Consider the following 23,671-nt stretch of genomic DNA (forward strand, 5'->3'; position numbering starts at 1 on the left):
GGGGTCAGGTGAGCTTCTCGATGATCAGCTCGCGGACCCGGCCGGCGTCGGCCTGACCGCGCATCTCCTTCATCACCGCGCCGATGAGGGCGCCGGCGGCGGCAACCTTGCCGTCGCGGATCTTGTCGGCCACGTCGGGGTTGGCCTCGATCGCCTTGTCGACCGCTGCACCCAGGGCACCGTCGTCGGAGACGATCTCGAGGCCACGGGCGGCAACGATCTCGGCGGGGGTGCCCTCGCCGGCGATCAGGCCGTCGAACACCTGGCGGGCCAGCTTGTCGTTGAGTGAGCCCGCGTCGACCAGTGCCTGCACGGCGGCCACGTCGGCCGGCGTGACACCCAGCTCGGCGATCTCCTGGCCCGAGTCGTTGGCCCGACGGGCCATCTCGGAGAGCCACCACTTGCGCGCGGACTGCGGCGCGGCCCCGGCCGCGATCGTCTCCTCGACGAGACCGAGTGCGCCGGCACCGACGGTGTCGCGCATCTCGAGGTCGGAGAAACCCCACTCCCTCTGCATCCGGGCCCGCTTCTCGCGGGGCAGCTCGGGCAGCGTCTGCTTCAGCTCCTCGACCCACTCGCGCGACGGTGCCACCGGCACCAGGTCGGGCTCGGGGAAGTAGCGGTAGTCGTCGGCATCGGACTTCGGGCGACCGCTGGTCGTGACCCCGGTGTCCTCGTGCCAGTGCCGGGTCTCCTGGAGGATCGAGCCCCCGCCGTCGAGGATCGCGGCGTGGCGCTGCATCTCGTAGCGGACCGCACGCTCCACCGAGCGCAGCGAGTTGACGTTCTTGGTCTCGGTGCGGGTGCCGAGGGAGCCGGTGCCGACCGGAGCCAGCGACAGGTTCACGTCGGCCCGGATGGAGCCCTGGTCCATGCGGGCGTCCGAGACACCCAGGGCCACGATCAGCTCGCGCAGCTGGGCGACGTAGGCCTTGGCAATCTCGGGGGCCTTCTCACGCGAGCCCATGATCGGCTTGGTGACGATCTCGATCAGCGGAATGCCGGCCCGGTTGTAGTCGACCAACGAGTGGTCGGCACCGTGGATGCGACCGGTGGCGCCACCGACGTGCAGTGACTTGCCGGTGTCCTCCTCCATGTGGGCGCGCTCGATGTCGACGCGCACGATCTCCCCGCCCTCGAGCTCGACGTCGAGGTAGCCCTCGAACGCGATCGGCTCGTCGTACTGCGAGGTCTGGAAGTTCTTCGGCATGTCCGGGTAGAAGTAGTTCTTGCGGGCGAAGCGGCACCATTCGGCGATCTCGCAGTTGAGCGCGAGTCCGATGCGCATCGCCGACTCGACGGCCTTGGCGTTGACCACCGGCATCGCGCCGGGCAGGCCCAGGCAGGTCGGACAGACCTGGCTGTTGGGCTCGCCACCGAAGACGGCCGGGCAGCCGCAGAACATCTTGGTGTTGGTGTTCAGCTCGACGTGGACCTCGAGGCCCATCGCCGGGTCGAACTTCTCGAGGGACTCCTCGAAGGACAGCAGGGTGTCGGTGCTCATGCCTTTTCTCCGGTGGTCGAGTTGGGAGGTCTCGATACGGGCGCAGAGCGCCCTACTCGACCACCGAGAACAGTGTCGAGGCCGGGGGCCTGCGCCAGCAACGGGCCGCCCCACTTCTTCTCCAGCAGCATCTCGAGGGCGGCACCGACGCGGTAGAGGCGGTCGTCCGCGAGGGCCGGTGCCAGCACCTGGAATCCGACGGGCAGGCCGTCCTCGGCGGCGAGGCCGCTGGGCAGCGAGATGCCGGGGACGCCGGCCAGGTTCGCCGGAATCGTGGCGAGGTCGTTGAGGTACATCGCCAGCGGGTCGTCGAGCTTCTCCCCCAGCTTGAAGGCCGTGGTCGGCGCCGTCGGCGAGACCAGGACGTCGGCCTGCTCGAACGCGGCCTCGAAGTCACGGCTGATCAGCGTGCGCACCTTCTGGGCCTGGCCGTAGTAGGCGTCGTAGTAGCCGCTGGACAACGCGTAGGTGCCGAGGATGATCCGGCGCTTGACCTCGTCGCCGAACCCGGCGTCGCGGGAGGCCCGCATGACGTCCTCGGCGGACGGGTCGCCGTCGGGCACGACCCGCAGGCCGTAGCGCATGGCGTCGAACTTGGCGAGGTTCGAGGACGCCTCCGACGGCATGATCAGGTAGTACGCCGCCAGCGCGTGCACGAAGCTCGGGCACGAGACCTCCACGACCTCGGCACCGGCCGAGACGAGCAGGTCGAGCGACTCGCGGAAGCTGGCTTCGACGCCGACCTGGTAGCCCTCGCCGCCGAGCTCCTTGATCACACCGACCCGCAGACCGGTGAGGTCGCCGCTCGCACCCTGACGGGCGGCATCGGCCAGCGCGCCGACCGGCTGGTCGATCGAGGTGGAGTCACGGGGGTCGTGACCGCCGATCACCTCGTGCAGCAGCGCCGAGTCGAGCACGGTGCGCGAGACCGGGCCGGCCTGGTCGAGCGAGTTGGCCATCGCGACGAGGCCGTAGCGCGACACCCCGCCGTACGTCGGCTTCACACCGACGGTGCCGGTGACGGCGCCGGGCTGACGGATCGAGCCGCCGGTGTCGGTGCCGATCGCGAGTGGTGCCTGGAAGGCGGCCACGGCCGCGGCCGACCCGCCGCCGGACCCGCCGGGGATGCGGTCGAGGTCCCACGGGTTGTGGGTGGGGCCGTACGCCGAGTGCTCGGTCGAGGAGCCCATCGCGAACTCGTCCATGTTGGTCTTGCCGAGAATCGGCAGCCCGGCCTCGCGGAGCCGGGTGACCACGGTGGCGTCGTACGGCGGGATCCAGCCCTCGAGGATCTTCGAGCCACAGGTGGTGGGCAGCCCCTCCGTGGCGAGCACGTCCTTGACCGCGATCGGTACGCCGTCCAGGGTCGAGGCCGGCGTTCCGGCGGCACGACGGGCGTCGGAGGCGGTGGCCTGGGCCAGCGCGCCCTCACGATCGACGTGGAGGAACGCGTTGACTGCTCCGTCGACGGCAGCGATGCGACCGAGGAACAGCTCGGTCAGCGCGACTGACGTGGTCTCGCCGGCCTCGAGGGCGGTGACCAGGTCGGCGGCGGAAGCGCGCAGGTAGTCGGTCATGTCGCTCATGCCTCCTCCCCGAGAATGCGCGGCACCGAGAAGCGCTGCTCCTCGGAGGCCGGGGCCATCGCCAGGGCCTGCTCCGCGGTCAGTCCGGGCGTCACGACGTCGTCGCGGAACACGTTGGTCAGCGGCAGCGCGTGCGAGGTCGGCGGGATCTCGTCGGCGGCCGCCTCCTTGATGGAGGCGACGGACTCGAGGATCACCGACAGCTGCGGTGCGAGGTGCTCCAGCTCAGCGTCGGACAGGTCGATCCGGGCGAGATCGGCAAGATGCGCGACCTCGTCACGTGAAATCTCGATACGCCCACTCGTCGATCTCGATACGCCACCTCGTTCCTCGGCGGCACTCGATCCATCGCCTCGCGGGCTACTCGATCCAGGTATCTCAGGCATGAGCCCGATCCTATGGCCGAACCACTCCCAACCGAATCCCGGGTCACCGCGTCTACCGGGGTGACAATCACTTCGGGAGGACACATGGCACGACCACCATCCGACGCGGACTACGCAGAGTTCGTGCACGGCGTCTGGCCGCGGCTCTACCGCACGGCCTACCTGCTGATCGGCGACCACGCGACCGCGGAGGACCTGGTCCAGACGGCGCTCGCCAGCACCTATGCGTCGTGGCGCAACGTCCGCTCCCTGGACGCCGCCCACGGCTATGCCCGCACGGCGCTGATGAACACCGCCGCCTCGTGGTTCCGCAAGAAGGGCTGGCGCAACGAGGTGCCGACCGACGTACTGCCCGAGTCCGGTGCCGAGACCGACCCGACCCACCGCCCGGCAGTGCTGGACGCGTTGAAGCTCCTGCCCAAGGGCCAACGGGCCGTGATCGTACTGCGCTACTACGAGGACCTCGCCGTGTCGGAGACCGCGCGAATCCTCGACTGCTCCGAGGGAACGGTCAAGAGCCAGACCTCGGCCGCCCTCTCCCGGCTGCGCGTCCTGCTCGGCGACGCAGTCATCCCGCTCACCACTGGAGCCTCCCATGACTGAACGACTCTCACACCTGCTGCACGACGAGGCCGACCTTCTCGACATCCCCTCCGCGCCCACCGGACCGGTGCTCGCCAAGGGCCGCTCGATCCGGCGTCGTCGCCGGGCCACACGCCTGGTCGCCGCGGCCGCCGTACTCGGTGTCATCGGCGGCGGTGCCGCCCTGATGGCCGACGGTCCAGGTGGCGGTGACCGCACCAGCGACGCCCCCGTCTCCGCGACCGAGCGCTACCTGCGCGGCGGCGCGTACGCCGTGGGCAGCACCGTCTACTTCGGCGATCCCGGCAACGGTCCGATCACGCTCGAGGAGAAGGTGAAGGCGCTCTACTACACCTCCGAGGGCGTCGTGGTCCGCACCGGCAGGACACCGTGGACCGACGACCCCGGGCCCTCTCACTACGCGCTGGTCACCCCGAACGGGGACGTGCAGCGCCTCGACCTCGACCTCGGAGACCGGGTGCCGGCCACCGACCCGCACACCCAGACGATGGTCTACGCCGACGGTCAGCAGGGCGCCTGGGAACTGGTGGTCGTCGACATCAGCACCAACACCGAGGTGAAGCGCATCCCGTTCGAGGGCTCGTTCAGCTGGGGCGGCTGGGAAGCACCGCCGGTCGGACTGGCCGGTGACACCGCGTACGTCGGGATGGACGACGCCACGCTGTCCATCGACCTCGAGACCGGTGAGTCGAGCGTCGCCGAGGGGCTCGACAAGGCGACCATGCCCGAGGCCACCGGCGGTCACGCACTGACCACGGACTACAGCACCGGCATGGAGGTCGTCGACCTGGCCTCCGGCGAGAGGCTCCTGCAGATCGACCTGCCCGAGGGCCACCACTTCGGTGAGCTCTCCCCCGACGGCCGCTACCTGAAGGTCGTCGCGGAGGAAGAGCTCGACGAGAACGGCCAGATGGGTCCGACCGACCCGGGCTTCGACGTGTACGACGTCGCGACCGGCGAGCACGTCTCCTTCGACCAGCAGCCCTGGGACTTCGGCTGGTCACCGGACGGCCACCTGGTCAAGGTCACCCGCACCGAGGTGACCGTCTGCGACGCCGGCACCGGCACCTGCACCACCGACGAGCAGGCCAGCGGAAAGGGCGAGATCAAGATCGCGGGCAACGCCTACGAGTCCTGACGCTTGAGACGGACGGGGCCATGGACCGGATTCGGGTCCATGGCCCCGCTCCTATGCTGGGCCCATGGCTCGCTACGACATCGCCGTCATCGGTGCCGGCTCCGGCAACTTCCTCGCCAACCGCTCGCTGCGCGACAAGCAGTTCGCGATCATCGAGGAGAACCTCTTCGGCGGCACCTGCCTCAACGTGGGCTGCATCCCGACCAAGATGTTCGTGCACACCGCCGACGTCGCCAACTGGATCCGCGACGCGGGTCGCTTCGGCATCGACGCGTCCCTGGACGGTGTGCGCTGGGCCGACATCCGCGACCGCATCTTCGGCCGCATCGACCCGAACTCCGCCGAAGCCCGCCAGGGTCGCGTCGACGGCGCCAACACCACGGTCCTCGAGGGCCACGCCACCTTCACCGGTGACCACCGGCTCGCCGTGGACCTCGGCGACCATGTCGAGGAGGTCACCGCCGACCAGGTCGTGATCGCCGCCGGCGGACGCCCGGTCATCCCGACCGAGATCGCGGAGTCCGGGGTGCCCTTCGAGACCAGCGACACGATCATGCGCATCGACGAGCTGCCCCGCAGCCTGACCATCGTCGGCGGCGGCTTCATCGCCGCCGAGTTCGCCCACATCTTCTCCGCACTCGGCGTCGAGGTCACCCTCGTGGTGCGCGGCGACGCCCTCGTTCGTCGTACCGATGCCGAGATCAGCGAGCGCTTCACCGCGCTGGCCACCAAGCAGTGGAACGTCCACCTCGGCCGCACGGTCGCCGCCGCGTCGTACGACGACCGCGTGGTGACACTCGAGCTCGATGACGGCTCCCACGTGGTGAGTGACCTCGTGCTGGTCGCGACCGGGAGGGACCCCAACACCGACCGTCTGGGGCTCGACAAGACCGGCATCGAGCTGCACGACGACGGGCGCGTCGTCGTCGACGAGTTCGGTCGCGCCACGGTCCCGGGCGTGTGGGCGTTGGGCGACATCTCCTCGCCGTACCAGCTCAAGCACGTGGCCAACCACGAGGCCCGCGCCATCGCGCACAACCTGGCTCACCCTGACGACCTGCGGGCCTTCGACCTCCGCTTCGTTCCCTCGGCGATCTTCAGCCACCCCCAGATGGCCGGCGTGGGGCTGACCGAGACGGAGGCCCGAGCTGCCGGACACGACGTCGTCACCAGCGTCAGGGACTACGGCGACACCGCATATGGCTGGGCGATGGAGGACACCACCGGCATCTGCAAGGTGGTTGCCGACCGCGCCACCGGCCTCCTCCTCGGCGCCCACGTCATGGGCCCGGATGCCTCCTCCCTGATCCAGCCGGCGATCCAGGCGCTCTCGTTCGGACTGCCCGCCAGGGACATGGCGCGCGGGCAGTTCTGGATCCACCCCGCGATGTCCGAGGTCCTCGAGAACGCCCTGCTCGGCCTCGATCTCCGGTGATCGCCGTGCAGCGGCTCCGGTCGGCACTCCCCCTGGCGGTGCTGTGCGCCGTGCTCGCCGGCGTCCTGGTCGCCGGATGCAGCGCCGACGCGGAGAAGACTCCGGCCGAGGAGATCGCCGCGCCGACGCTGCGCTATGTCGCGCTCGGCGACTCCTACTCGGCGGCGCCGGCGGTGCCGTCCCCGAAGGGCTCCGACGGATGCCTGCGCTCCACTCACAACTACCCGAGCCTGGTCGCCGAGAAGCTCGAGCCCGACACCTTCCTCGATGTCACCTGCGCCGGCGCGGACACCACCGACATGACCCGGCCGCAGTATCCCGAGGTCAAGGCACAGCTCGATGCGGTCTCCGTCGACACGGATGTGGTCACCCTGGGCCTGGGCGGGAACGACTTCAACGTCTTCTTCACCCTGGTCCGTCAGTGCTCCTTCGTGCGCAGTGAGAATGCGACCGGGGCTCCCTGCCGGCAGGCGATGAACGCGACCGGCAAGGACAAGCTGCTGACCAGCATCGCGGCCACCCGCGGTCGCATGGTGGGCGTGGTGCGTCAGATCGAGCAGTCGGCACCCGAGGCCCGCATCCTGCTGGTGGGCTACCCGCAGATCGTTCCGGCGAAGGGCACCTGCCCCGATCTGCTGCCGCTCGCCGACGGCGACTACGCCTACGGCCGCCTGGTCAACAAGGTGCTCACCGAGATGCTGGCCGAGGTGGCCCGAGCCACCGAGACGACGTACGTCGACCTGTGGTCGGTCACCGCGGGTCACGACATCTGTGCGAAGGACCCCTGGATCAACGGACAGCTCCACGACCCGAAGCGGGCCGCGCCCTACCACCCGTTCGCCGCCGAGCAGAAGGCAGCGGCCGAGCAGGTGCTGGCCGCGCTCGAATCCTAGCCCGAGTCCTGGCCCGAGCCCTGGCTCGAGCGCTGGCCCGACCTGTGCCCGATCACCCCTGGTCGGCCAGTTCCCGGGCCGCGTCGGGGCCCTGCGCCAGCAGCACCTCGAAGCCGGCCTCGTCGAGGATCGGCACACCGAGGTCGGCGGCCTTGTCGGCCTTGGAGCCAGCGGCCTCGCCGATCACGGCGAACGCGGTCTTCTTCGACACCGACGACGAGGCCTTGCCGCCACGGGCCAGGATCGCCTCCTTCGCCTGGTCGCGGGTGAACTTCTCCAGTGATCCGGTGACCACGATCGAGAGTCCCTCGAGGGTGCGCTCGACGGACTCGTCGCGTTCGTCCTCCATCGTGACGCCCGCAGCGGCCCACTTGTCGACGATGGCCGTGTGCCAGTCGGACGCCTCCCCGTCGAACCAGGCCCGCACCGATGAGGCGATCGTGGGCCCCACGCCCTCGGTGTCGGCCAGCACCTCCTCGGAGGCGTCGCGGACTGCCTGCAGCGAACCGAACTGGGTGGCCAGGGCTCGAGCCGCGGTGGGCCCGACGTTGCGGATCGAGAGCGCGACCAGCACGCGCCACAGGGGGACGTCCTTCGCGGTGTCGAGATTCGCCAGCAGGCGTTGCCCGTTGGCACTCAGCTGCGGCCCCTCCTCGCCCTTCTTCGGTGCCCGGGTGAACAGGGAGGCCCGCATCAGGTCATCGGCGGTGAGCGCGAAGAGGTCACCCTCGTCGCGGATCACCTTCGCCTCGAGCAACGCAGCGGCGGCCTCGGAGCCGAGACCCTCGATGTCGAAGGCGCCGCGGCCGGCCACGTGGAAGACCCGGTCGAGCAGCTGGGCCGGGCAGGAGCGGTGGTTGGGGCAGCGCATGTCCTTGTCGCCCTCGCGCTGTTGCACCAGCTCGGTGCCACAGGCCGGGCACTCGGTCGGCATCACCCATTCGGCCAGGCCCTCGGGCCGCAACGGCAGGACCGGGCCGACGATCTCGGGGATCACGTCACCGGCCTTGCGCAGGATCACCGTGTCACCGGGCCGGACGTCCTTGCGCTTGACCTCGTGGCCGTTGTGCAGCGTGGCCCGCTCGACGGTCGACCCCGCCACCTTGGTCGGCTCCATCACCCCGAACGGGGTCACCCGACCGGTGCGACCCGTGTTGACCTCGATGGAGAGCAGCTTGGCGTTGACCTCCTCGGGTGGGTACTTGAAGGCGATCGCCCAGCGTGGCGCGCGGCTGGTCGAGCCCAGTCGGCGTTGCAGGGACACCTCGTCGACCTTGATCACGACGCCGTCGATCTCGTGCTCGACCTCGTGCCGGTGCTCGCCGGCCTGCTCGATGAACCCGCGGACCGCCGACAGGTCGGGCAGCACCCGCACCCGGGGCGAGGTCGGCAGCCCCCACGCCTTGAGGGCGTCGTAGGCCTGGGACTGCGCGGTGGGGGTGAACCCCTCACGGGCACCGATGCCGTGGCAGACCATGCCGAGGGCGCGGGTCGCGGTGACCTTCGGGTTCTTCTGGCGCAGCGAACCGGCCGCGGCGTTGCGCGGGTTCGCGAACGGCGGCTTGCCCTGGTCGCGCATCGAGTCGTTGAGCCGCTCGAACGCCTCGACCGGCAAGAACACCTCGCCGCGGACCTCGACCAGGTCGGGCACCGGGAACTCGTCGGTGCCGGTGAGCCGGTGCGGGATCGTGTCGATGGTCTTGACATTGGGCGTGACGTCCTCACCCGTGCGCCCGTCGCCACGGGTCAGCGCCCGCACGAGGCGGCCCTTCTCGTAGAGGATGTTGATCGCCAGCCCGTCGACCTTCAGCTCGCACAGGAGCGCCGGGTTCTCCACGCCGTCGCGCACCAGACGTGCGTGCCACGCCTCGAGCTCGTCGTAGGAGAAGGCGTTGTCGAGGCTCTCCATGCGCTGGAGGTGGTCGACCGCGGTGAACTCGGTCGACACCGCCCCGCCGACCTTCTGCGTCGGCGAGTCGGGCGTGCGCAGCTCGGGGAACTGCTCCTCGAGCGACTCGAGCTCGCGCAGGCGTACGTCGAAGTCGGCGTCGGACAGCGTCGGGTCGTCGAGCACGTAGTAGCGCCAGCGCGCGTCCTCGACCTGCTCGGAGAGCAGGCGGTGCCGGTCACGGGCCTCGGGGGTCGCGGTGGAGACCTCGGAAGAACTCATGGTGCACATCTTGCCGTGTCCCACCCACAGCGGGGAGAGGCCATCCGGTCCGCCACTCCGCTCCGAAGACCACGTGCGAACATCGGACCACGCCCCCTCGAGAGGAACCCTGCGTGCACGAGCCCACCCTCACGCGGTACGACGCACCCACCAAAGGACGTGGCGTGATTCTGATGCTGCACGGCGGCAAGCAGCACTCGTTCATGCCGGTCGACTGGCGCAGCACGTCGTGGCGTCGTTCGCACGCGATGCAGAGGTCGATCACGCCGCGGGCGCACGCAGCGGGTGTCGGCACCTGGCTGCTGCGCTACCGGCACCGTGGCTGGAACGATGTCGACTCTCCCTCCCCCGTGCCTGACGCCCGGTGGGCCCTGGCGGAGGTCGGTCGCGTGCTGGGCGACGTACCGATCGTGATCCTGGGCCACTCGATGGGTGCACGCACCGCGGTCCACGTGGCCGACCACCCGCAGGTCGTGGGCGTGGTCGCGCTGGCGCCCTGGCTCGAGCGGGGCGACGCGGTCGAGCCTCTGGCCGGCAAGCACCTGGCCACTGCCCACGGCAGCCGGGACCGGATCACCAGCCCGAGGGCCACCGCCGCGTTCGTACGACGAGCTCAGGGCGTCACCGCTTCGTCCGAGGTGCACGACATGGGCCCGGTCGGCCACTACATGTTCAAGCGGATCTCGGCGTGGAACGAGTTCGCGATCGACCGCTCGCTGAGCCTTCTGAGCGCGTCCTGACGACGTTGCCGCTCCCTGCCCCCAATTTTCTGGAAGTTTTCTTCTCGATCCGGGAATTGATTGGACGTCGCGCCGGGTTACGTTTTACATTGATGAAACGAAACAGTTTCGTTCCATCCGAGAACGCGAAGGCAACACCATGACACCGACCGACCAGCCCGAGGCCTCCAGCCTGCGGCCCCGCATCCAGGGCGACCGTGAGCAGGAGATTCTCGAGGCCACCCTGTCGGTGCTCTGCGACGTCGGCTACGACCGGCTGACCATGGACGCCGTGGCCACCAGGGCCAAGGCGAGCAAGGCCACCCTCTACCGACGTTGGTCCAGCAAGGCTGCCCTGGTGATCGATGCGCTCCTGGCCGACAAGACACCGGTCAACGTGCCCGACACCGGGTCCCTCAGGGAAGACCTGATCCGGACCCACTGCACCGCCGGCGGCCTCTCCGACAAGAAGCCTGTGGGCATCCTGGCCAGTGTCCTCACCGCGATCCATCGCGACGAGGAGTTCGCTGCCCAGTTCCGCGAACGCTTCATCGGCCCCAAGATCGCCGTCACCCGACTCATCTACGAACGTGCCAAGGAGCGCGGCGAGATCCGACCCGATCTCGACGTCGAGCTTCTCAGCACCTCCCTTGCCGGGATCGTCCTCCACCGGACCTTCCTGCTGGGCGAGGCGCCCACGCCCGAGCTGATCACGTCGGTGATCGACCAGATCATCGTGCCGGCCTGCCGGCACTGAACCGCGCCACCCTCTGACGGCCCGACTCCGGGGCCGAACACTCTCCTGCTCGAAACTCCCCAGATTGGATTCACCCATGTCTGAAATGTCCGTGTCCGAGACCGTGCCCGAGGTCCCGCCGCCGGTCTCCAAGGCCGAGAAGAAGCGTCTCGCCTGGGCACTCGTGCTGATCTCGCTGGCCCAGCTCATGGTGGTGCTCGACAGCACCATCGCCAACATCGCCCTGCCGTTCATCGGCGAGGACCTCCACATCAACGAGGCGAACCTGACCTGGATCGTCACCGGCTACGCGCTGGCCTTCGGCGGGTTGCTGCTGCTCGGCGGTCGCCTCGGTGACCTCTACGGACGCCGCCGCATCTTCATGATCGGTGTCGTGGTCTTCGCGATCGCCTCCCTGCTCGGCGGCATCGCCTGGACCGAGCCGCTGCTGCTCTCCTCCCGCGCCCTGCAGGGCGTCGGCGCCGCGATGGCCTCCCCTGCCGCCCTCGCGCTGATCACCACCACGTTCCCGGCTGGCCCGCAGCGCAACCGCGCGTTCGCCGTGTACGCCGCCATGTCCGGCATCGGCGCCGCAGTCGGCCTGATCCTCGGTGGCTGGCTGACCGGTCTCGACCAGCCGCTCGGTGTCGACGGATGGCGTCTGACCTTCCTGATCAACGTGCCGATCGGCCTGATCGCCGCCTCGATGGCCCCGCGCTTCTTCGACGAGTCCGAGAAGCACGAAGGCTGGCTCGACATCCCCGGTGCGATCACCGGCACGTTCGGTCTGCTCGGCCTGGTCTACGGCTTCAGCCGCGCTGGTGACGAGCGCTACGGCTGGGGTGACACCTGGACCATCGCCAGCCTCGCCGCCGGTGTTGCGCTGCTGGTGTTCTTCGCCGTGATCGAGTCTCGCGTCAAGCACCCGCTGTTGCCGGTGCGCGTCTTCGCCCACCGCACCCGCGCAGTCAGCTTCATCGCGATGATGATCCTGCCCGCCGCGATGTTCGCGATGTTCTTCTTCCTCAGCCTGTTCGTCCAGAACGTCGTGGGCTACAGCCCGCTGCACGCCGGCTTCGCGTTCCTGCCGTTCTCGGTCGGCATGATCATCTCCGCGACGCTCGCCTCCAACCTGATCAGCCGGATCGACCCGCGCATCCTCGCCGGCACCGGCTCCCTGGTCGCTGCCGCAGCACTGTTCGGCTTCTCCCGCCTCAGTGTCGACGAGTCACCGAGCAACCTGCTCGGCGTACTCCAGGGCGACGCCGTGGGTGCTGGCGTCAACTACTGGACCCAGATCCTGCCGTTCGTCTTCCTGATGGCACTCGGCATGGGCATGGTCTTCGTGCCGCTGACCCTGACCGCGGTGCACCACCTGCGGGCCCAGGACTCCGGCGTCGGCTCCGGTGTGCTGAACACCATGCAGCAGGTCGGCGGTGCCCTCGGCCTTGCCGTCCTGGCCACCGTGTCCCTGCACTTCAGCCAGAACCGTGGCGAGGAGATCGCGCCCGGACTGGTCAAGGCGGCGCGGGGTGCCGGCCTGGACCAGCAGCTCAGTCCGGACAAGTTCCACGAGACGATGGGCCAGCTGACCTACCTGGGATCGTTCACCGACGGCGCGACCACCGCGTTCCTGGTGGGCTCGGCGATGATGCTGGCCGCCTCGGTCATCATCTGGCTGTTCCTCGACGTCAAGCACGAGGAGCTGGCCACCGACGGCCCCGAGGTCGAGGCCCCGGTTCACGTCGGCTGATCGACCACCACTCCCCGAGCTCGAGCCAGACATGGCCGTGGATCGCAGTCACCCAGTGACTGTGATCCACGGCCATGTCGTTGCCGGAGTCAGGCAGTGAGGTTCGCGGCGGCCTTGCGGCTCAGCTCCAACGCCGTGCGTGCCCAACCCGGGTCGGCCCCGGCGAGCCCGCACGACGGAGTGACCACGAGCCGCTCGGTCGGCTCGAGGCCCAGCATGTCGAGCAGCCGCAGCACCCGCTCGGTGACGCCGCCCTCGGTGGGGGGCGTCTGCGGCGCCAGCGACGGGACCGCGCCGAGCAGCACCCACTCCCCCGCATCGACGGCGGCGGCAAGGTCGTCGTACGACGCGGGCGAGAGCAGGTCGAGGTCGACGCTGATCCCCCCGGCACCTGCTCCGCGCAACAAGGCGATCGGTACGTCGGGTGCGCAGGAGTGGACGATCGGTGTGGCGCCGGCCCCGGAAACGGCGGCGAGCACCAGCCCCAGCAGAGCCGAGGCCTCGGGCGGGTGCACGGCGCGGTGCTTGCCCCAGCCGGAGGCGGTGGGGATCTGGGCCGCGAGCACCGCCGGGAGCGCGGGCTCGTCGATCTGCACGATGATCTCAGTGGCCCCCGTCACGCGACGGCGGACGTCGGCGACGTGGTCGCGCAACCCCTCGGCGAGGGACTCGGCCAGCTCGCGGCGGGCCCCGTGGTCGGAGAGAACCTTGTCGCCACGCGGCTTCTCGACCGTCGCGGCCAGGGTCCACGGCCCCGCGACCTGGGTCTTGAAGACACCACCGAAGCCCTGGGTGTGCTCCTCGACGACGTCGAGGTCCTGGGCAAGCAGCGACCGGGCCCGGCGGTGATCCATGCCCGAGTGGTCGGTGAGCCGCCAGCCAGCGGGCTGGAGATCGGCAGCCAGCCCGCTCAACAACGCCAGCCCCCGGCCGGTCAGGCTCGCGCCTGCACCTCGACCCGGCAGCTCGGGCACGTGCAGCAGGTCGGGCAGCTCGCCGGCCACCAGGCGAACGGCCTCGGCGTAGGCCCGTGAGTTGTCGGCCTCGTTGCCCAGGACGTCGCCGCCCGGCATCGAGCCGATGCCGGTCGCGCGTGCACTCACGTGACGCCGACCGACGTACGGGCCGTGGCCGAGATCGTGGCCGAGCCGACCACCCGGGTGCCGTCGTAGATCACGGCCGCCTGACCGGGGGCAATGCCCTCGGCCGGGTCGAGCAGGTCGATCTCGATGCCGGCCTCGGTGGTCGAGCCTGACGAGACCACGGTGACGACCGCGCGATGCTCGCTGCCGTGGGCCCGCAGCTGCACCGTGCCCTCCAGACGCTCCGGAACGGCACCGCACCAGCGCGCCTTGATCCCGGAGATGTGGTCGATGCGCAGCTCCTCGCGGGGACCGACGGTGACCGTGCCGGAGACCGGCTCGATGTCGAGCACGAAGCGCGGCTTGCCGTCGGGCGCCGGGCGACCGATCCGCAGGCCCTTGCGCTGTCCGATGGTGTAGGCCGTGGTGCCCTCGTGCTGGCCGAGCACCTCGCCCGTGGCGTGGTCGACGATGTCGCCGCTGTCATTGGGAGCCCGGTCGCCGAGCATCTCCTTGAGCCACCCGGCGTTGTCACCGTCGGCGATGAAGCAGATGTCGTGGGAGTCGGGCTTGTTGGCCACCATCAGCCCGCGACGCTCGGCCTCACGGCGTACGTCGTCCTTGACCGAGTCGCCGAGCGGGAACATCGAGTGGGCCAGCTGGTCCTGGGTGAGCACGCCCAGGACGTAGGACTGGTCCTTGCCCATGTCGACGGAGCGGTGCATCTCGATCAGCCCGTCTCGTCCGGTCTCGAGCTGTGCGTAGTGACCGGTGACCACGGCATCGAACCCGAGCGCCAGGGCCCGGTCGAGCACGGCGGCGAACTTGATCTTCTCGTTGCAGCGCAGGCACGGGTTCGGTGTCCGACCGGCGGCGTACTCGGACATGAAGTCCTCGACGACGTTCTCGTGGAACTCGTCGGACATGTCCCAGACGTAGAAGGGAATGCCGATCACGTCGGCCGCACGCCGGGCGTCATTGCTGTCCTCGATCGTGCAGCAACCCCGGGCACCGCTGCGGTAGGACTTCGGGTTGCGCGAGAGCGCGAGGTGGATGCCGGTGACGTCGTGGCCGGCCTCGGCAGCGCGGGCAGCGGCGACGGCCGAGTCGACGCCACCGGACATGGCGGCAAGAACGCGCATCACGAGCCCTTCCGGGCGCCTGCCGCGCGGGCCCGCTCCACGACCGGACCGATCGCCTCGACGAGTGCGTCGACGTCGGCCTGGGTGGAGGTGTGGCCCAGTGAGAACCGCAGCGACCCACGCGCCTCCGCGTCGGTGCAGCCCATGGCCAGCAGCACGTGGGAGGCCTGTGGCACGCCTGCGTTGCAGGCCGAGCCGGTGGAGCACTCGATGCCGCGCGCGTCGAGCAGCATGAGCAAGGAGTCTCCCTCGCAGCCCGGGAAGCGCAGGTGGGCGTGGCCGGGCAGCAGGTGAGCGGGGTCGCCGTTGCGGATCGCGTCGGGGACGATCGCGCAGATCCTCTCGACCAGTTGGTCGCGCAGCGCGGAGAGCCGCACGTGGTGGTCGGCCTGTGACTTGACGGACGCTTCGACGGCCGCCGCGAACCCGGCGATGGCAGGGGTGTCGATGGTGCCGCTGCGGATGTCGCGTTCCTGGCCGCCGCCGTGAACGAGCGGGGTCACCTCGAGCTCACGGCGTACGACGAGGGCGCCCACCCCGAACGGGCCGCCGACCTTGTGACCGGTCAGCGTGAGCGCGTCGACGCCCGAGGCCGCGAAGTCGACCGGCACGGCGCCGACCGCCTGGACGGCGTCGGTGTGCACCGGGATGCCGTGGGCGCCGGCCAGCTCGACGACCTCGTCGATCGGCTGAATCGTGCCGACCTCGTTGTTGGCCCACATCACCGAGATCAGGGCGACGTCGTCAGGGTTGCGCTCGATCGCCGACTTCAGCGCGCCGACGTCGAGCCGGCCGGTGGTGTCGACGGGGAGCAGCTCGACCTCGGCGCCTTCCTCCTGACCCAGCCAGTGCAGCGGGTCCAGGACGGCATGGTGCTCGATGGCGGTGCTGAGGATGCGGGGGCCCCGGTTGCTCGAGCGCAGTCGCGACCAGTAGATGCCCTTGAGTGCGAGGTTGTCGGCCTCCGTGCCGCCGGAGGTGAAGACCACCTCTCCGGGACGACAGTTGAGCGCCTGTGCGATCTGCTCGCGCGACTCCTCGACCACCCGGCGGGCGTGACGACCCGATGCGTGCAGCGACGACGGGTTGCCGACCGCGGTGAGCTGGTCGGTGAGTGCCTCGACGGCCGCCGGGAGCATCGGCGTCGTGGCAGCGTGGTCGAGATAGACGGTCGTCATTGCATCTTCAAGGGTACGGCGCGTGGCCGGACCGTGCCTAACCCGTGCCCATCTGCTGGAGCGCCATGGTGCCGGGCTCCACTACGGTGAGAACGCCACCACCCTCCATTTCAACCCACAGGAGGTGCAGGCCGTGTCTGGGCAGGACAGCTTTCACTTGGTGGGAGCCCATGACGGCTTCGGGATCGTCGGTCAGGAGTTCAGTGTCGAGTCGGAGACGCCTGCCGAGGCAGGCCCACATCTGCTGTTCCTGCATCGCGTCGGGCTCGTCCAGCTCTCCTTTGCCGCTGACCCCGAGCTCACGGCCGTCGCGGAGCTGACCACGTGCGCGTACCACGAGCTGGTCGAGGTGGTGCTCGAAGAGACGCAGTCGCTGCTCGCTGCCCCGCTGAGACCCGCCACCTATCGCCTGGACTCGCAGCCTGCGGCAGGTGAGGTCCTGACCTATCGCGGGATCGACTATCTCTTCAGCGATCTCCCGTTGACGGATCGATTCGACTTCACGTGCTGGCGGCTGCCCCGAGTCGGGCCGGACGCCCCTTGGCCAGACGTGGTCAGCGCGGGTGGGGTCCGGAGCTGAGTCGCTGATGCGTCAGAGCAGCACGAGGTCGTCGCGGTGCACGATCTCGCGTTCGTACGCCGCCCCGAGCTCCTTCTTGAGTGCGTGGGACGACTTGCCCGCCAGCGAGGGAATCTCGTCGGAGTCGAAGTTCACCAGCCCCCGGGCCACGGGGACACCGTCGGGGCCGACCAGGTCGACCGGGTCTCCGGCCACGAACGACCCGCCGGCACCGAGCAGACCGGCCGCGAGGAGTGACGCACGGCGTTCGACGACGGCCTTGACGGCGCCGGCATCGAGCAGCAGCTGGCCCTTCGCCTCGGTGGCATGGGCCAACCACAGCAACCGGGTCGGACGCCGCTTGCCGGTGGCGTGGAACAGCGTGCCGACGCTCTTGCCGGCCAGGGCCTCCCCCGCCTTCGGCGCCGAGGTGAGCACCACCGGTATGCCGGCGCCGGTTGCGATGGCGGCGGCCTCGACCTTGGTGTGCATGCCTCCCGTGCCCAGGCCGGCTGCCCCCACGGATCCGATCGAGATGTCGGCCAGGTCGGCGGGGGTGCGGATGTCGGGCACGAGTGAGGTTCCGGGCCTGGCCGGATTGCCGTCGTACAGGCCGTCGACGTCGGAGAGCAGCACCAGGAGGTCGGCGTGCACGAGGTGCGCGACCAGCGCGGCCAGTCGGTCGTTGTCACCGAAGCGGATCTCGGAGGTGGCGACCGTGTCGTTCTCGTTGACGATCGGCACCACCCCGAGCTCGAGCAGCTTGGCCATCGTCTGGTGGGCGTTGCGGTAGTGCGCACGCCGGGTCACGTCGTCCACGGTCAGCAGCACCTGCCCCGCGGTGAGGCCGTGACGGGCCAGCTCCTCGGTGTAGCGGTGCACCAGCAGGCCTTGGCCCACGGACGCGGCCGCTTGCTGGGCGGCCAGGGCGCGGGGCCGCCGAGCCAGGCCCAACGGGGCCAGTCCGGCGGCGATGGCCCCTGACGACACCAGCACGACCTCGGCGCCGCGGGCGCGTACGTCGGCCAGGGTGGCGACCAGGTCACGAACTCGCGACGGGTCGATCCCGCCGGCGGCAGTGGTCAGCGACGACGAGCCGACCTTGACCACGATGCGGCGCGCGCTGGTGACCTGGTCGCGCGTGCTCATGCGTCGGGGTCCTGCCTCGCTTCGCCCTCCGCGGCCTCGCCCTGCAGGGGCTCATCCGACTCGGACTCGAGCTCCTCCGGCTGCGCGGTGCCGGCGTCCGGGTCGAACTCGTTCCAGTCGGGGTCGTCCTCGGAGCCCACGACGTACGACGTCGGGCCGGCGTCCTCGCCGCGGTCGAGGCGACGGGCGACATCGGCGCGGGTCTCGGTCTCGGACCGCTCGGGCATCTGCTCCTGGATGTCGCGACGACGGGTCGCGGCCGGGCGCTCCGCGCGAAGCCGCTCGTCCTCGCCACGACGGCCGAGCATCTCGGCACCGGCCTCGATGCCAGGTCGGAAGTCGAAGACGACCGCGTTGTCGACGTCGCCGATCAGCACGGTGTCGCCCTCGACGGCCCCCTTCTCGACCAGCTTCTTCTCCACACCCAGGGCGTTGAGGCGGTCGGCGAGGAAGCCGACGGCCTCCTCGTTGCTGAAGTCGGTCTGTCGCACCCAGCGCTCGGGCTTCTCACCCCGCACGCGCCAACCCTCGCCGGTCTCCTTGACGGTGAACTCGCCGCCGCCGTCGACCGACTTCGGACGCAGCACCATGCGCGGCACCTCGACGACAGTCTTCTCCGCACGCGCGCGGGAGACCAGCTCGGCCATCGCGAAGGTCAGCTCGCGCATGCCCTCGCCGGAGGCGGCACTGACCTCGAAGACCCGCAGGCCGCGGTCGCGCAGCTCCTCGACGACGAACGAGGCGATGTCGCGGCCGTCGGGCACGTCGACCTTGTTCAGGGCGACCAGTCGCGGCCGGTCCTCGAGGCCGCCGTACCGGCTGAGCTCGTTCTCCATGATGTCGAGGTCCTCGACCGGGTTGCGGCCGGGCTCGATGGTCGCGGTGTCGATGACGTGCAGCAGGGCGGCGCAGCGCTCGATGTGGCGCAGGAAGTCGTGGCCCAGGCCGCGACCGTCGGCCGCGCCCTCGATCAGGCCAGGGACGTCGGCCACGGTGAACGTCGTGTCACCGGCGCGGACGACGCCCAGGTTCGGAACCAGCGTCGTGAAGGGGTAGTCCGCGATCTTCGGGCGGGCCCGGGAGATGGCGGCGATCAGCGAGGACTTGCCGGCGCTGGGGAAGCCGACCAGCCCGATGTCGGCGACAACCTTGAGCTCGAGCACGATGTCGAGCTCGTCGCCGGGCTCACCGAGCAGGGCGAAGCCGGGTGCCTTGCGCTTGGACGAGGCCAGGGCAGCGTTGCCGAGCCCCCCGTTGCCACCCTTGGCGATGATCAGCTCGGAACCGGGGCCGACCATGTCGGCGATCAGGTTGCCCTTGTCGTCGGTGACCACGGTGCCGTCGGGGACGGGCAGCACGACGTCGGAGCCGTGCGCGCCGTTCTTGTGGCCGCCCGCGCCCTGCTTGCCGTTCTCGCCGCGGCGGACGGGGCTGTGGTGGTAGTCGATCAGGGTGGTGACGTCGGAGTCGACGCGCAGGATCACCGATCCACCCGGTCCACCGTTCCCGCCGTCGGGTCCACCCAGGGGCTTGAACTTCTCCCGGTGCACCGACGCGACGCCGTTGCCACCTCGGCCGGCTGCGACGTGCAGCTTGACCTGGTCGACGAATGTCGGAACTGCCATGGAAGGACTCCTGGTGGGATAAATGCCGAAGGCGCCCCTAGATCCTAGGGACGCCAACGGGTGGTGCGTGAAGTCGTGGTCGACTCAGCCGACCGGCGACGTTGCGGGGAGCGTGAAGGTCACTCGCCCGGGAGGATGTTCACGACACGACGACCGCGCCGGGTGCCGAACTCGACCGCACCGCCGACAAGGGCGAACAGGGTGTCGTCACCGCCGCGGCCGACGCCGCTGCCCGGGTGGAAGTGCGTGCCGCGCTGGCGGACGATGATCTCGCCGGCGTTGACGGTCTGACCGCCGAAGCGCTTCACGCCGAGGCGCTGGGAGTTCGAGTCGCGACCGTTCTTGGTGGACGCGGCGCCCTTCTTGTGAGCCATTTTTCAATCCTTTGGATGTCGAGTCGAGGAACAACCAGGGCGGCAGTGTGGCGACGTGGCCGTCACACTCGCCCCCGTGTCACAGGGAGATGTCGGTGACCTTGACCTGGGTGTACTTCTGACGGTGACCCTGGCGCTTCTTGTAGCCGGTCTTGTTCTTGTACTTCTGGATGATGATCTTCGGGCCCTTGGTGGCGCCGAGGACCTCGACGGTCACGGCGGCCTTGTCGAGGCCGGTCGAGGTGACGTTCTCACCGTCGACGACGAGCACCACAGGCAGGGTCACCGACTCGCCGACACCGGTCTCCACCTTGTCGATCTCGATGACGTCGCCCACGGCAACCTTCTGCTGGGTGGCGCCTGCGCGCACGATCGCGTACACCGCGGTCTCCTTCGTCGATGACAACTGCAACAAAACATTGGCTCCGGGGCCGTTCGGGGCGCAAACGTCCGTCAGGACTACGCCGGGATGGTGGCCACACAGAGATGGGCATACGGATGCATACCGAGGGGCAATACTACGGTTCCCGCCCGCCAAGGGCAAAACGAGCCCTCACCCCCGGTCCCGCAACGCAGAACATCCCGGCCATGGGGCGGCCGGGATGCTCCGCGTAGACGGAGTCGAGCGGGCTCAGCGCTTGCGTCCGCCCTTGTTCTTGACCGGCACGTGGAGCTCGGAGGTGGGCTCGGCGGAGGCCTCCCCCGCCTGCTCCGAGGATTCCTCGCTGACGGCACCGGCGCCCGCGGCGCGACTGGCGCCTCGTCGACCCCGGGTGCGGGTGACCACCTTCGGTGCCTCGGCGGGGGCCGTCTCGACCGGCTCCGGCTGCGCGGCCGGGCTGGCGGCCACCGTGATGGCCTCCACGACCGGGGTCGTGTGTACGCCGGCCGGGCGGCTGGCCCGACGTCGGGTGCGGGTCACCACCCTGGGCTCCGCGGACCCGGTCGCCGGCTGATCGACCGGAGTCGACTCGACCGGAACCTGCTCGGCGGGCTTCTCCGCGCGCGCCGGGGTCGGCTCGACCGGAGCCTGCTCAGCGGGTGTCTCGGAGGCCGTGTCGGACGCCTCGGGCGTCACGTCGGTCGCCTCGGCCGGCTTCGTCGTACGTCGACGGTTGGCGTTGCGCGAGCCGCGGGTGCGGGTCGTCGTCGTGGTCACCGGAGCCGGCGCCTCGGCCGGCGCCTCGGAGGTGGCCTCGACCTGGGCCTGGCTCGTGGCACTCTCGTCGCCGGACTCGTCGGCCGGCGGACGGTCGGCGTTCTCGGGACGAGCCACCGCAGCGACATCCTTCGGCGAGGGCGGCGGCGGGGTCGCCCGGGAGTCGTTGCCCCGCTGGTTGCCGCCCTGGTTGCCCTGCCCACCGTTGTCGTCGCCCTTGCCCTTGCCACGGGTGCGGCGACCGCCGGAGCGGGCGCCGTCGTCGCCGCCCCTGGGCTCGACGGGCATGTCGTGCACGATGAGGCCGCGGCCCTGGCAGTGCTCGCAGTCCTCGCTGAAGGCCTCGAGCAGGCCGGTGCCGATGCGCTTGCGGGTCATCTGCACCAGGCCCAGCGAGGTGACCTCGGCGACCTGGTGGCGGGTCCGGTCGCGACCCAGGCACTCGACGAGGCGTCGCAGCACGAGGTCACGGTTGTTCTCGAGGACCATGTCGATGAAGTCGACGACGATGATGCCGCCGATGTCGCGCAGTCGCAGCTGCCGGACGATCTCCTCGGCCGCCTCGAGGTTGTTCTTGGTGACCGTCTCCTCGAGGTTGCCCCCGGAGCCGGTGAACTTGCCGGTGTTGACGTCGACCACGGTCATGGCCTCGGTGCGGTCGATGATCAGCGACCCGCCGGAGGGCAGCCACACCTTGCGGTCAAGGCCCTTGGCGATCTGCTCGTCGATGCGATAGGCCGCGAACGAGTCGCGGCCGTTCTCCGACTCGTAGCGCTCGACACGGTCCTGGAGGTCGGGGGCCACCTCGGCGACGTAGCCCTCGACGGTCTTCTGGGCGTCCTCGCCCTCGATGACCAGCTTGGAGAAGTCCTCGGTGAACAGGTCGCGGACGACCTTCAGGGTGAGGTCGGGCTCGCCGTAGAGGAGCTTGGGGCTGCCGCCGGACTTCGACTTGGCCTCGATCGACTCCCAGCGGTCCTTGAGGCGCTCGACGTCCTGGGTCAGCTCCTCCTCGGAGGCACCCTCGGCGGCCGTGCGCACGATGACACCGGCGGTGTCGGGCACGATGTCCTTGAGCAGCGACTTCAGGCGGCTCCGCTCGGTGTCGGGGAGCTTGCGCGAGATGCCGCTGGTGGTGCCGTCGGGCACGTAGACCAGGAAGCGGCCGGCCAGGCTGACCTGTCCGGTCAGGCGGGCGCCCTTGTGGCCGATCGGGTCCTTGGTGACCTGCACCAGGATCGACTGGCCACTGGTGAGCACCGACTCGATCTTACGGGGCGCACCGTCCTTGTGGCCCAGCGCGGCCCAGTTGACCTCACCGGCGTAGATGACCGCGTTGCGTCCCTTGCCGATGTCGACGAAGGCCGCCTCCATCGAGGGCAGCACGTTCTGGACGCGGCCGACGTACACGTTGCCGATCAGCGAGGTCTGCGACTCACGGGCCACGTAGTGCTCGACCAGCACCTTGTCCTCGAGCACGGCGATCTGGGTGAGGTCGGTGCGCTGGCGGATCACCATGACCCGCTCGACCGACTCGCGGCGGGCCAGGAACTCGGCCTCGCTCACGATCGGGGCGCGGCGACGGCCGGCCTCGCGACCCTCACGACGACGCTGCTTCTTCGCCTCGAGACGCGTGGAGCCGCTCACCGCGGTGATCTGGTCGTCGCCGGTGCGGCTCTTGCGCACCCGGGTGACGGTGTTCTCGGGGTCGTCGGAGGCGCCACCGTTGTTGTCGCCCGCGCGGCGACGACGGCGACGACGGCGCGTGCCGCCGGCACCTGACTCGCCCGAGTCGTCATCACCCTCGGCGGAGTCGTCCTCGTCGGTCTCGGCGTTGGCGTCGTTGTCGGCAGAGCCGGAGTCGTTGTTGTCACCGGGCTTGCGGCGACGACGGCCTCCGCGGCGACGTCGACGGCGTGGTCCACCGCCACCCTCGCCGGACTCGTCGTCAGCGTCCCCACCGTCTGCGCTCTCGGCGGCTTCGGTGTCGGCGCTGGACTCGTCGGCGGCCGCCTCGACAGCGGCGGTCTCGTCGACCGCTTCCTCGGACTCGTCCTCGGCCTGCTCGTCGGTGGCTGCCTTGGGCTTGGACTTGGCGTTCTTGCCCTTGCCGCCCTTGCCCTTGGCGCCGCTCTTGGACTTCGGCTTGTCGGTCTCGACCGTGCCCTCGTCGTCCGACTCGGCGGACTCGGCAGCAGCGTCACCGGAGACCTGCGTGGTCTTCTTGCTCTTGCCGCCCGACTTCTTCTTCGGCTTGGGCGTGTCCTCCGCAGCGGCGTTCGCATCAGCCTCGGCCTCGACCTCCGCCTGCGGCTTCTCGGCCGGGCTGGAGGCCCCCTGGGCAGACGCGTCCTCGGCGGGTGCGACGGTCTCGGCCTCGACCGAGACCACCGCGGTGCGGCGGGTGCGCCGAACCGGGGCCTTGGTCGGCTCCGGGGCCTGGAAGAGGAGCGCGGTGGCGGGCGCGGCTGTGGAGTCGG

General features: G+C 70.0%; 20 protein-coding genes. 8 read left to right on the forward strand and 12 right to left on the reverse strand.

The window, feature by feature from the left end; all coding sequences use genetic code 11:
* Positions 1-4: 4 nt before the first annotated feature.
* The 3 genes from gatB to gatC are packed head-to-tail and all read right to left on the reverse strand — an operon-like array spanning position 5 to position 3,383.
* Positions 5-1,504 carry an Asp-tRNA(Asn)/Glu-tRNA(Gln) amidotransferase subunit GatB gene (gene gatB / locus NJ4_RS18855; protein WP_067438753.1) on the reverse strand — a complete coding sequence of 500 codons (1,500 nt, stop codon included), beginning with the start codon at positions 1,502-1,504 and terminating at the stop codon, positions 5-7.
* Complete coding sequence (gene gatA, locus NJ4_RS18860; protein ID WP_082748876.1) at positions 1,501-3,081, reverse strand: Asp-tRNA(Asn)/Glu-tRNA(Gln) amidotransferase subunit GatA; 1,581 nt, start codon at positions 3,079-3,081, stop codon at positions 1,501-1,503. Before gatA ends, gatB begins: the two co-directional genes overlap by 4 nt.
* 5 nt (positions 3,082-3,086) lie before the next feature.
* On the reverse strand, positions 3,087-3,383 hold the full coding sequence (gene gatC / locus NJ4_RS18865; RefSeq protein ID WP_067438809.1) for an Asp-tRNA(Asn)/Glu-tRNA(Gln) amidotransferase subunit GatC: 297 nt from the start codon (positions 3,381-3,383) through the stop codon (positions 3,087-3,089).
* Positions 3,384-3,560: 177 nt separating this feature from the next.
* On the opposite strand from gatC, the gene NJ4_RS18870 reads away from it, so the two are divergent.
* The 4 genes from NJ4_RS18870 (at position 3,561) to NJ4_RS18885 (ending at position 7,545) form a co-directional block, all read left to right on the forward strand.
* Positions 3,561-4,079, forward strand: coding sequence for a SigE family RNA polymerase sigma factor (locus NJ4_RS18870; RefSeq protein WP_067438756.1), 519 nt, complete (start codon positions 3,561-3,563; stop codon positions 4,077-4,079).
* On the forward strand, positions 4,072-5,217 hold the full coding sequence (locus NJ4_RS18875) for a YncE family protein (protein WP_067438759.1): 1,146 nt from the start codon (positions 4,072-4,074) through the stop codon (positions 5,215-5,217). The genes NJ4_RS18870 and NJ4_RS18875 overlap by 8 nt, the downstream gene beginning before the upstream one ends.
* 64 nt (positions 5,218-5,281) lie before the next feature.
* Complete coding sequence (locus NJ4_RS18880) at positions 5,282-6,652, forward strand: mycothione reductase (protein ID WP_067438762.1); 1,371 nt, start codon at positions 5,282-5,284, stop codon at positions 6,650-6,652.
* Positions 6,653-6,657: 5 nt separating this feature from the next.
* Positions 6,658-7,545, forward strand: coding sequence for an SGNH/GDSL hydrolase family protein (locus NJ4_RS18885; RefSeq protein ID WP_169799293.1), 888 nt, complete (start codon positions 6,658-6,660; stop codon positions 7,543-7,545).
* Positions 7,546-7,597: 52 nt separating this feature from the next.
* Here NJ4_RS18885 and ligA read toward each other — a convergent pair whose 3' ends face one another.
* On the reverse strand, positions 7,598-9,715 hold the full coding sequence (gene ligA, locus NJ4_RS18890; RefSeq protein WP_157551221.1) for an NAD-dependent DNA ligase LigA: 2,118 nt from the start codon (positions 9,713-9,715) through the stop codon (positions 7,598-7,600).
* A 113-nt stretch (positions 9,716-9,828) separates the two neighbouring features.
* Between ligA and NJ4_RS18895 the strand changes: the two genes are divergently transcribed.
* The 3 genes from NJ4_RS18895 to NJ4_RS18905 all read left to right on the forward strand — a co-directional run bounded on the left by NJ4_RS18895 (position 9,829) and on the right by NJ4_RS18905 (position 12,923).
* Positions 9,829-10,455 carry an alpha/beta hydrolase gene (locus tag NJ4_RS18895; protein WP_067438770.1) on the forward strand — a complete coding sequence of 209 codons (627 nt, stop codon included), beginning with the start codon at positions 9,829-9,831 and terminating at the stop codon, positions 10,453-10,455.
* A gap of 139 nt (positions 10,456-10,594) precedes the next feature.
* Positions 10,595-11,191: a TetR/AcrR family transcriptional regulator gene (locus tag NJ4_RS18900; RefSeq protein WP_067438773.1), complete on the forward strand. Its 597-nt coding sequence runs from the start codon at positions 10,595-10,597 to the stop codon at positions 11,189-11,191.
* Between the two features lie 76 nt (positions 11,192-11,267).
* Positions 11,268-12,923, forward strand: a complete 1,656-nt coding sequence (locus NJ4_RS18905; RefSeq protein ID WP_067438776.1) for an MFS transporter — start codon at positions 11,268-11,270, stop codon at positions 12,921-12,923.
* Positions 12,924-13,012: 89 nt separating this feature from the next.
* On the opposite strand, the gene NJ4_RS18910 is transcribed toward NJ4_RS18905, so the two are convergent.
* Genes NJ4_RS18910 through NJ4_RS18920 form a run of 3 tightly spaced genes read right to left on the reverse strand, consistent with a single transcriptional unit; the run spans position 13,013 to position 16,325 of the window.
* Positions 13,013-14,026, reverse strand: a complete 1,014-nt coding sequence (locus NJ4_RS18910) for a methionine synthase (RefSeq protein WP_245644627.1) — start codon at positions 14,024-14,026, stop codon at positions 13,013-13,015.
* Positions 14,023-15,147, reverse strand: coding sequence for a tRNA 2-thiouridine(34) synthase MnmA (mnmA, locus tag NJ4_RS18915; RefSeq protein ID WP_067438780.1), 1,125 nt, complete (start codon positions 15,145-15,147; stop codon positions 14,023-14,025). The genes NJ4_RS18910 and mnmA overlap by 4 nt, the downstream gene beginning before the upstream one ends.
* A complete protein-coding gene (locus tag NJ4_RS18920) occupies positions 15,147-16,325 on the reverse strand; it encodes a cysteine desulfurase family protein (protein WP_067438783.1) in 1,179 nt (392 codons plus the stop codon). Before NJ4_RS18920 ends, mnmA begins: the two co-directional genes overlap by 1 nt.
* A gap of 160 nt (positions 16,326-16,485) precedes the next feature.
* Here NJ4_RS18920 and NJ4_RS18925 point away from each other — a divergent pair, with 160 nt between their 5' ends.
* Positions 16,486-16,905, forward strand: a complete 420-nt coding sequence (locus NJ4_RS18925; RefSeq protein ID WP_157551222.1) for a hypothetical protein — start codon at positions 16,486-16,488, stop codon at positions 16,903-16,905.
* 12 nt (positions 16,906-16,917) lie between these two features.
* On the opposite strand, the gene proB is transcribed toward NJ4_RS18925, so the two are convergent.
* From proB to NJ4_RS18950, 5 genes are all read right to left on the reverse strand, one after another.
* Positions 16,918-18,033, reverse strand: coding sequence for a glutamate 5-kinase (gene proB / locus NJ4_RS18930; RefSeq protein WP_067438790.1), 1,116 nt, complete (start codon positions 18,031-18,033; stop codon positions 16,918-16,920).
* A complete protein-coding gene (gene obgE, locus NJ4_RS18935) occupies positions 18,030-19,658 on the reverse strand; it encodes a GTPase ObgE (protein ID WP_082748874.1) in 1,629 nt (542 codons plus the stop codon). Before obgE ends, proB begins: the two co-directional genes overlap by 4 nt.
* Before the next feature lie 119 nt (positions 19,659-19,777).
* Positions 19,778-20,032 (reverse strand): 50S ribosomal protein L27, encoded by a 255-nt coding sequence (rpmA, locus tag NJ4_RS18940; RefSeq protein WP_067438793.1) that lies wholly within the window; start codon positions 20,030-20,032, stop codon positions 19,778-19,780.
* A gap of 79 nt (positions 20,033-20,111) precedes the next feature.
* Positions 20,112-20,414, reverse strand: a complete 303-nt coding sequence (rplU, locus tag NJ4_RS18945; RefSeq protein WP_067438796.1) for a 50S ribosomal protein L21 — start codon at positions 20,412-20,414, stop codon at positions 20,112-20,114.
* A 249-nt stretch (positions 20,415-20,663) separates the two neighbouring features.
* The coding region (locus NJ4_RS18950; protein WP_067438799.1) for an Rne/Rng family ribonuclease at positions 20,664-23,671 on the reverse strand (3,008 nt) is incomplete at its 5' end.

This window comes from Nocardioides jensenii JCM 1364 = NBRC 14755 (assembly GCF_001552535.1).
Lineage (GTDB): Bacteria > Actinomycetota > Actinomycetes > Propionibacteriales > Nocardioidaceae > Nocardioides > Nocardioides jensenii.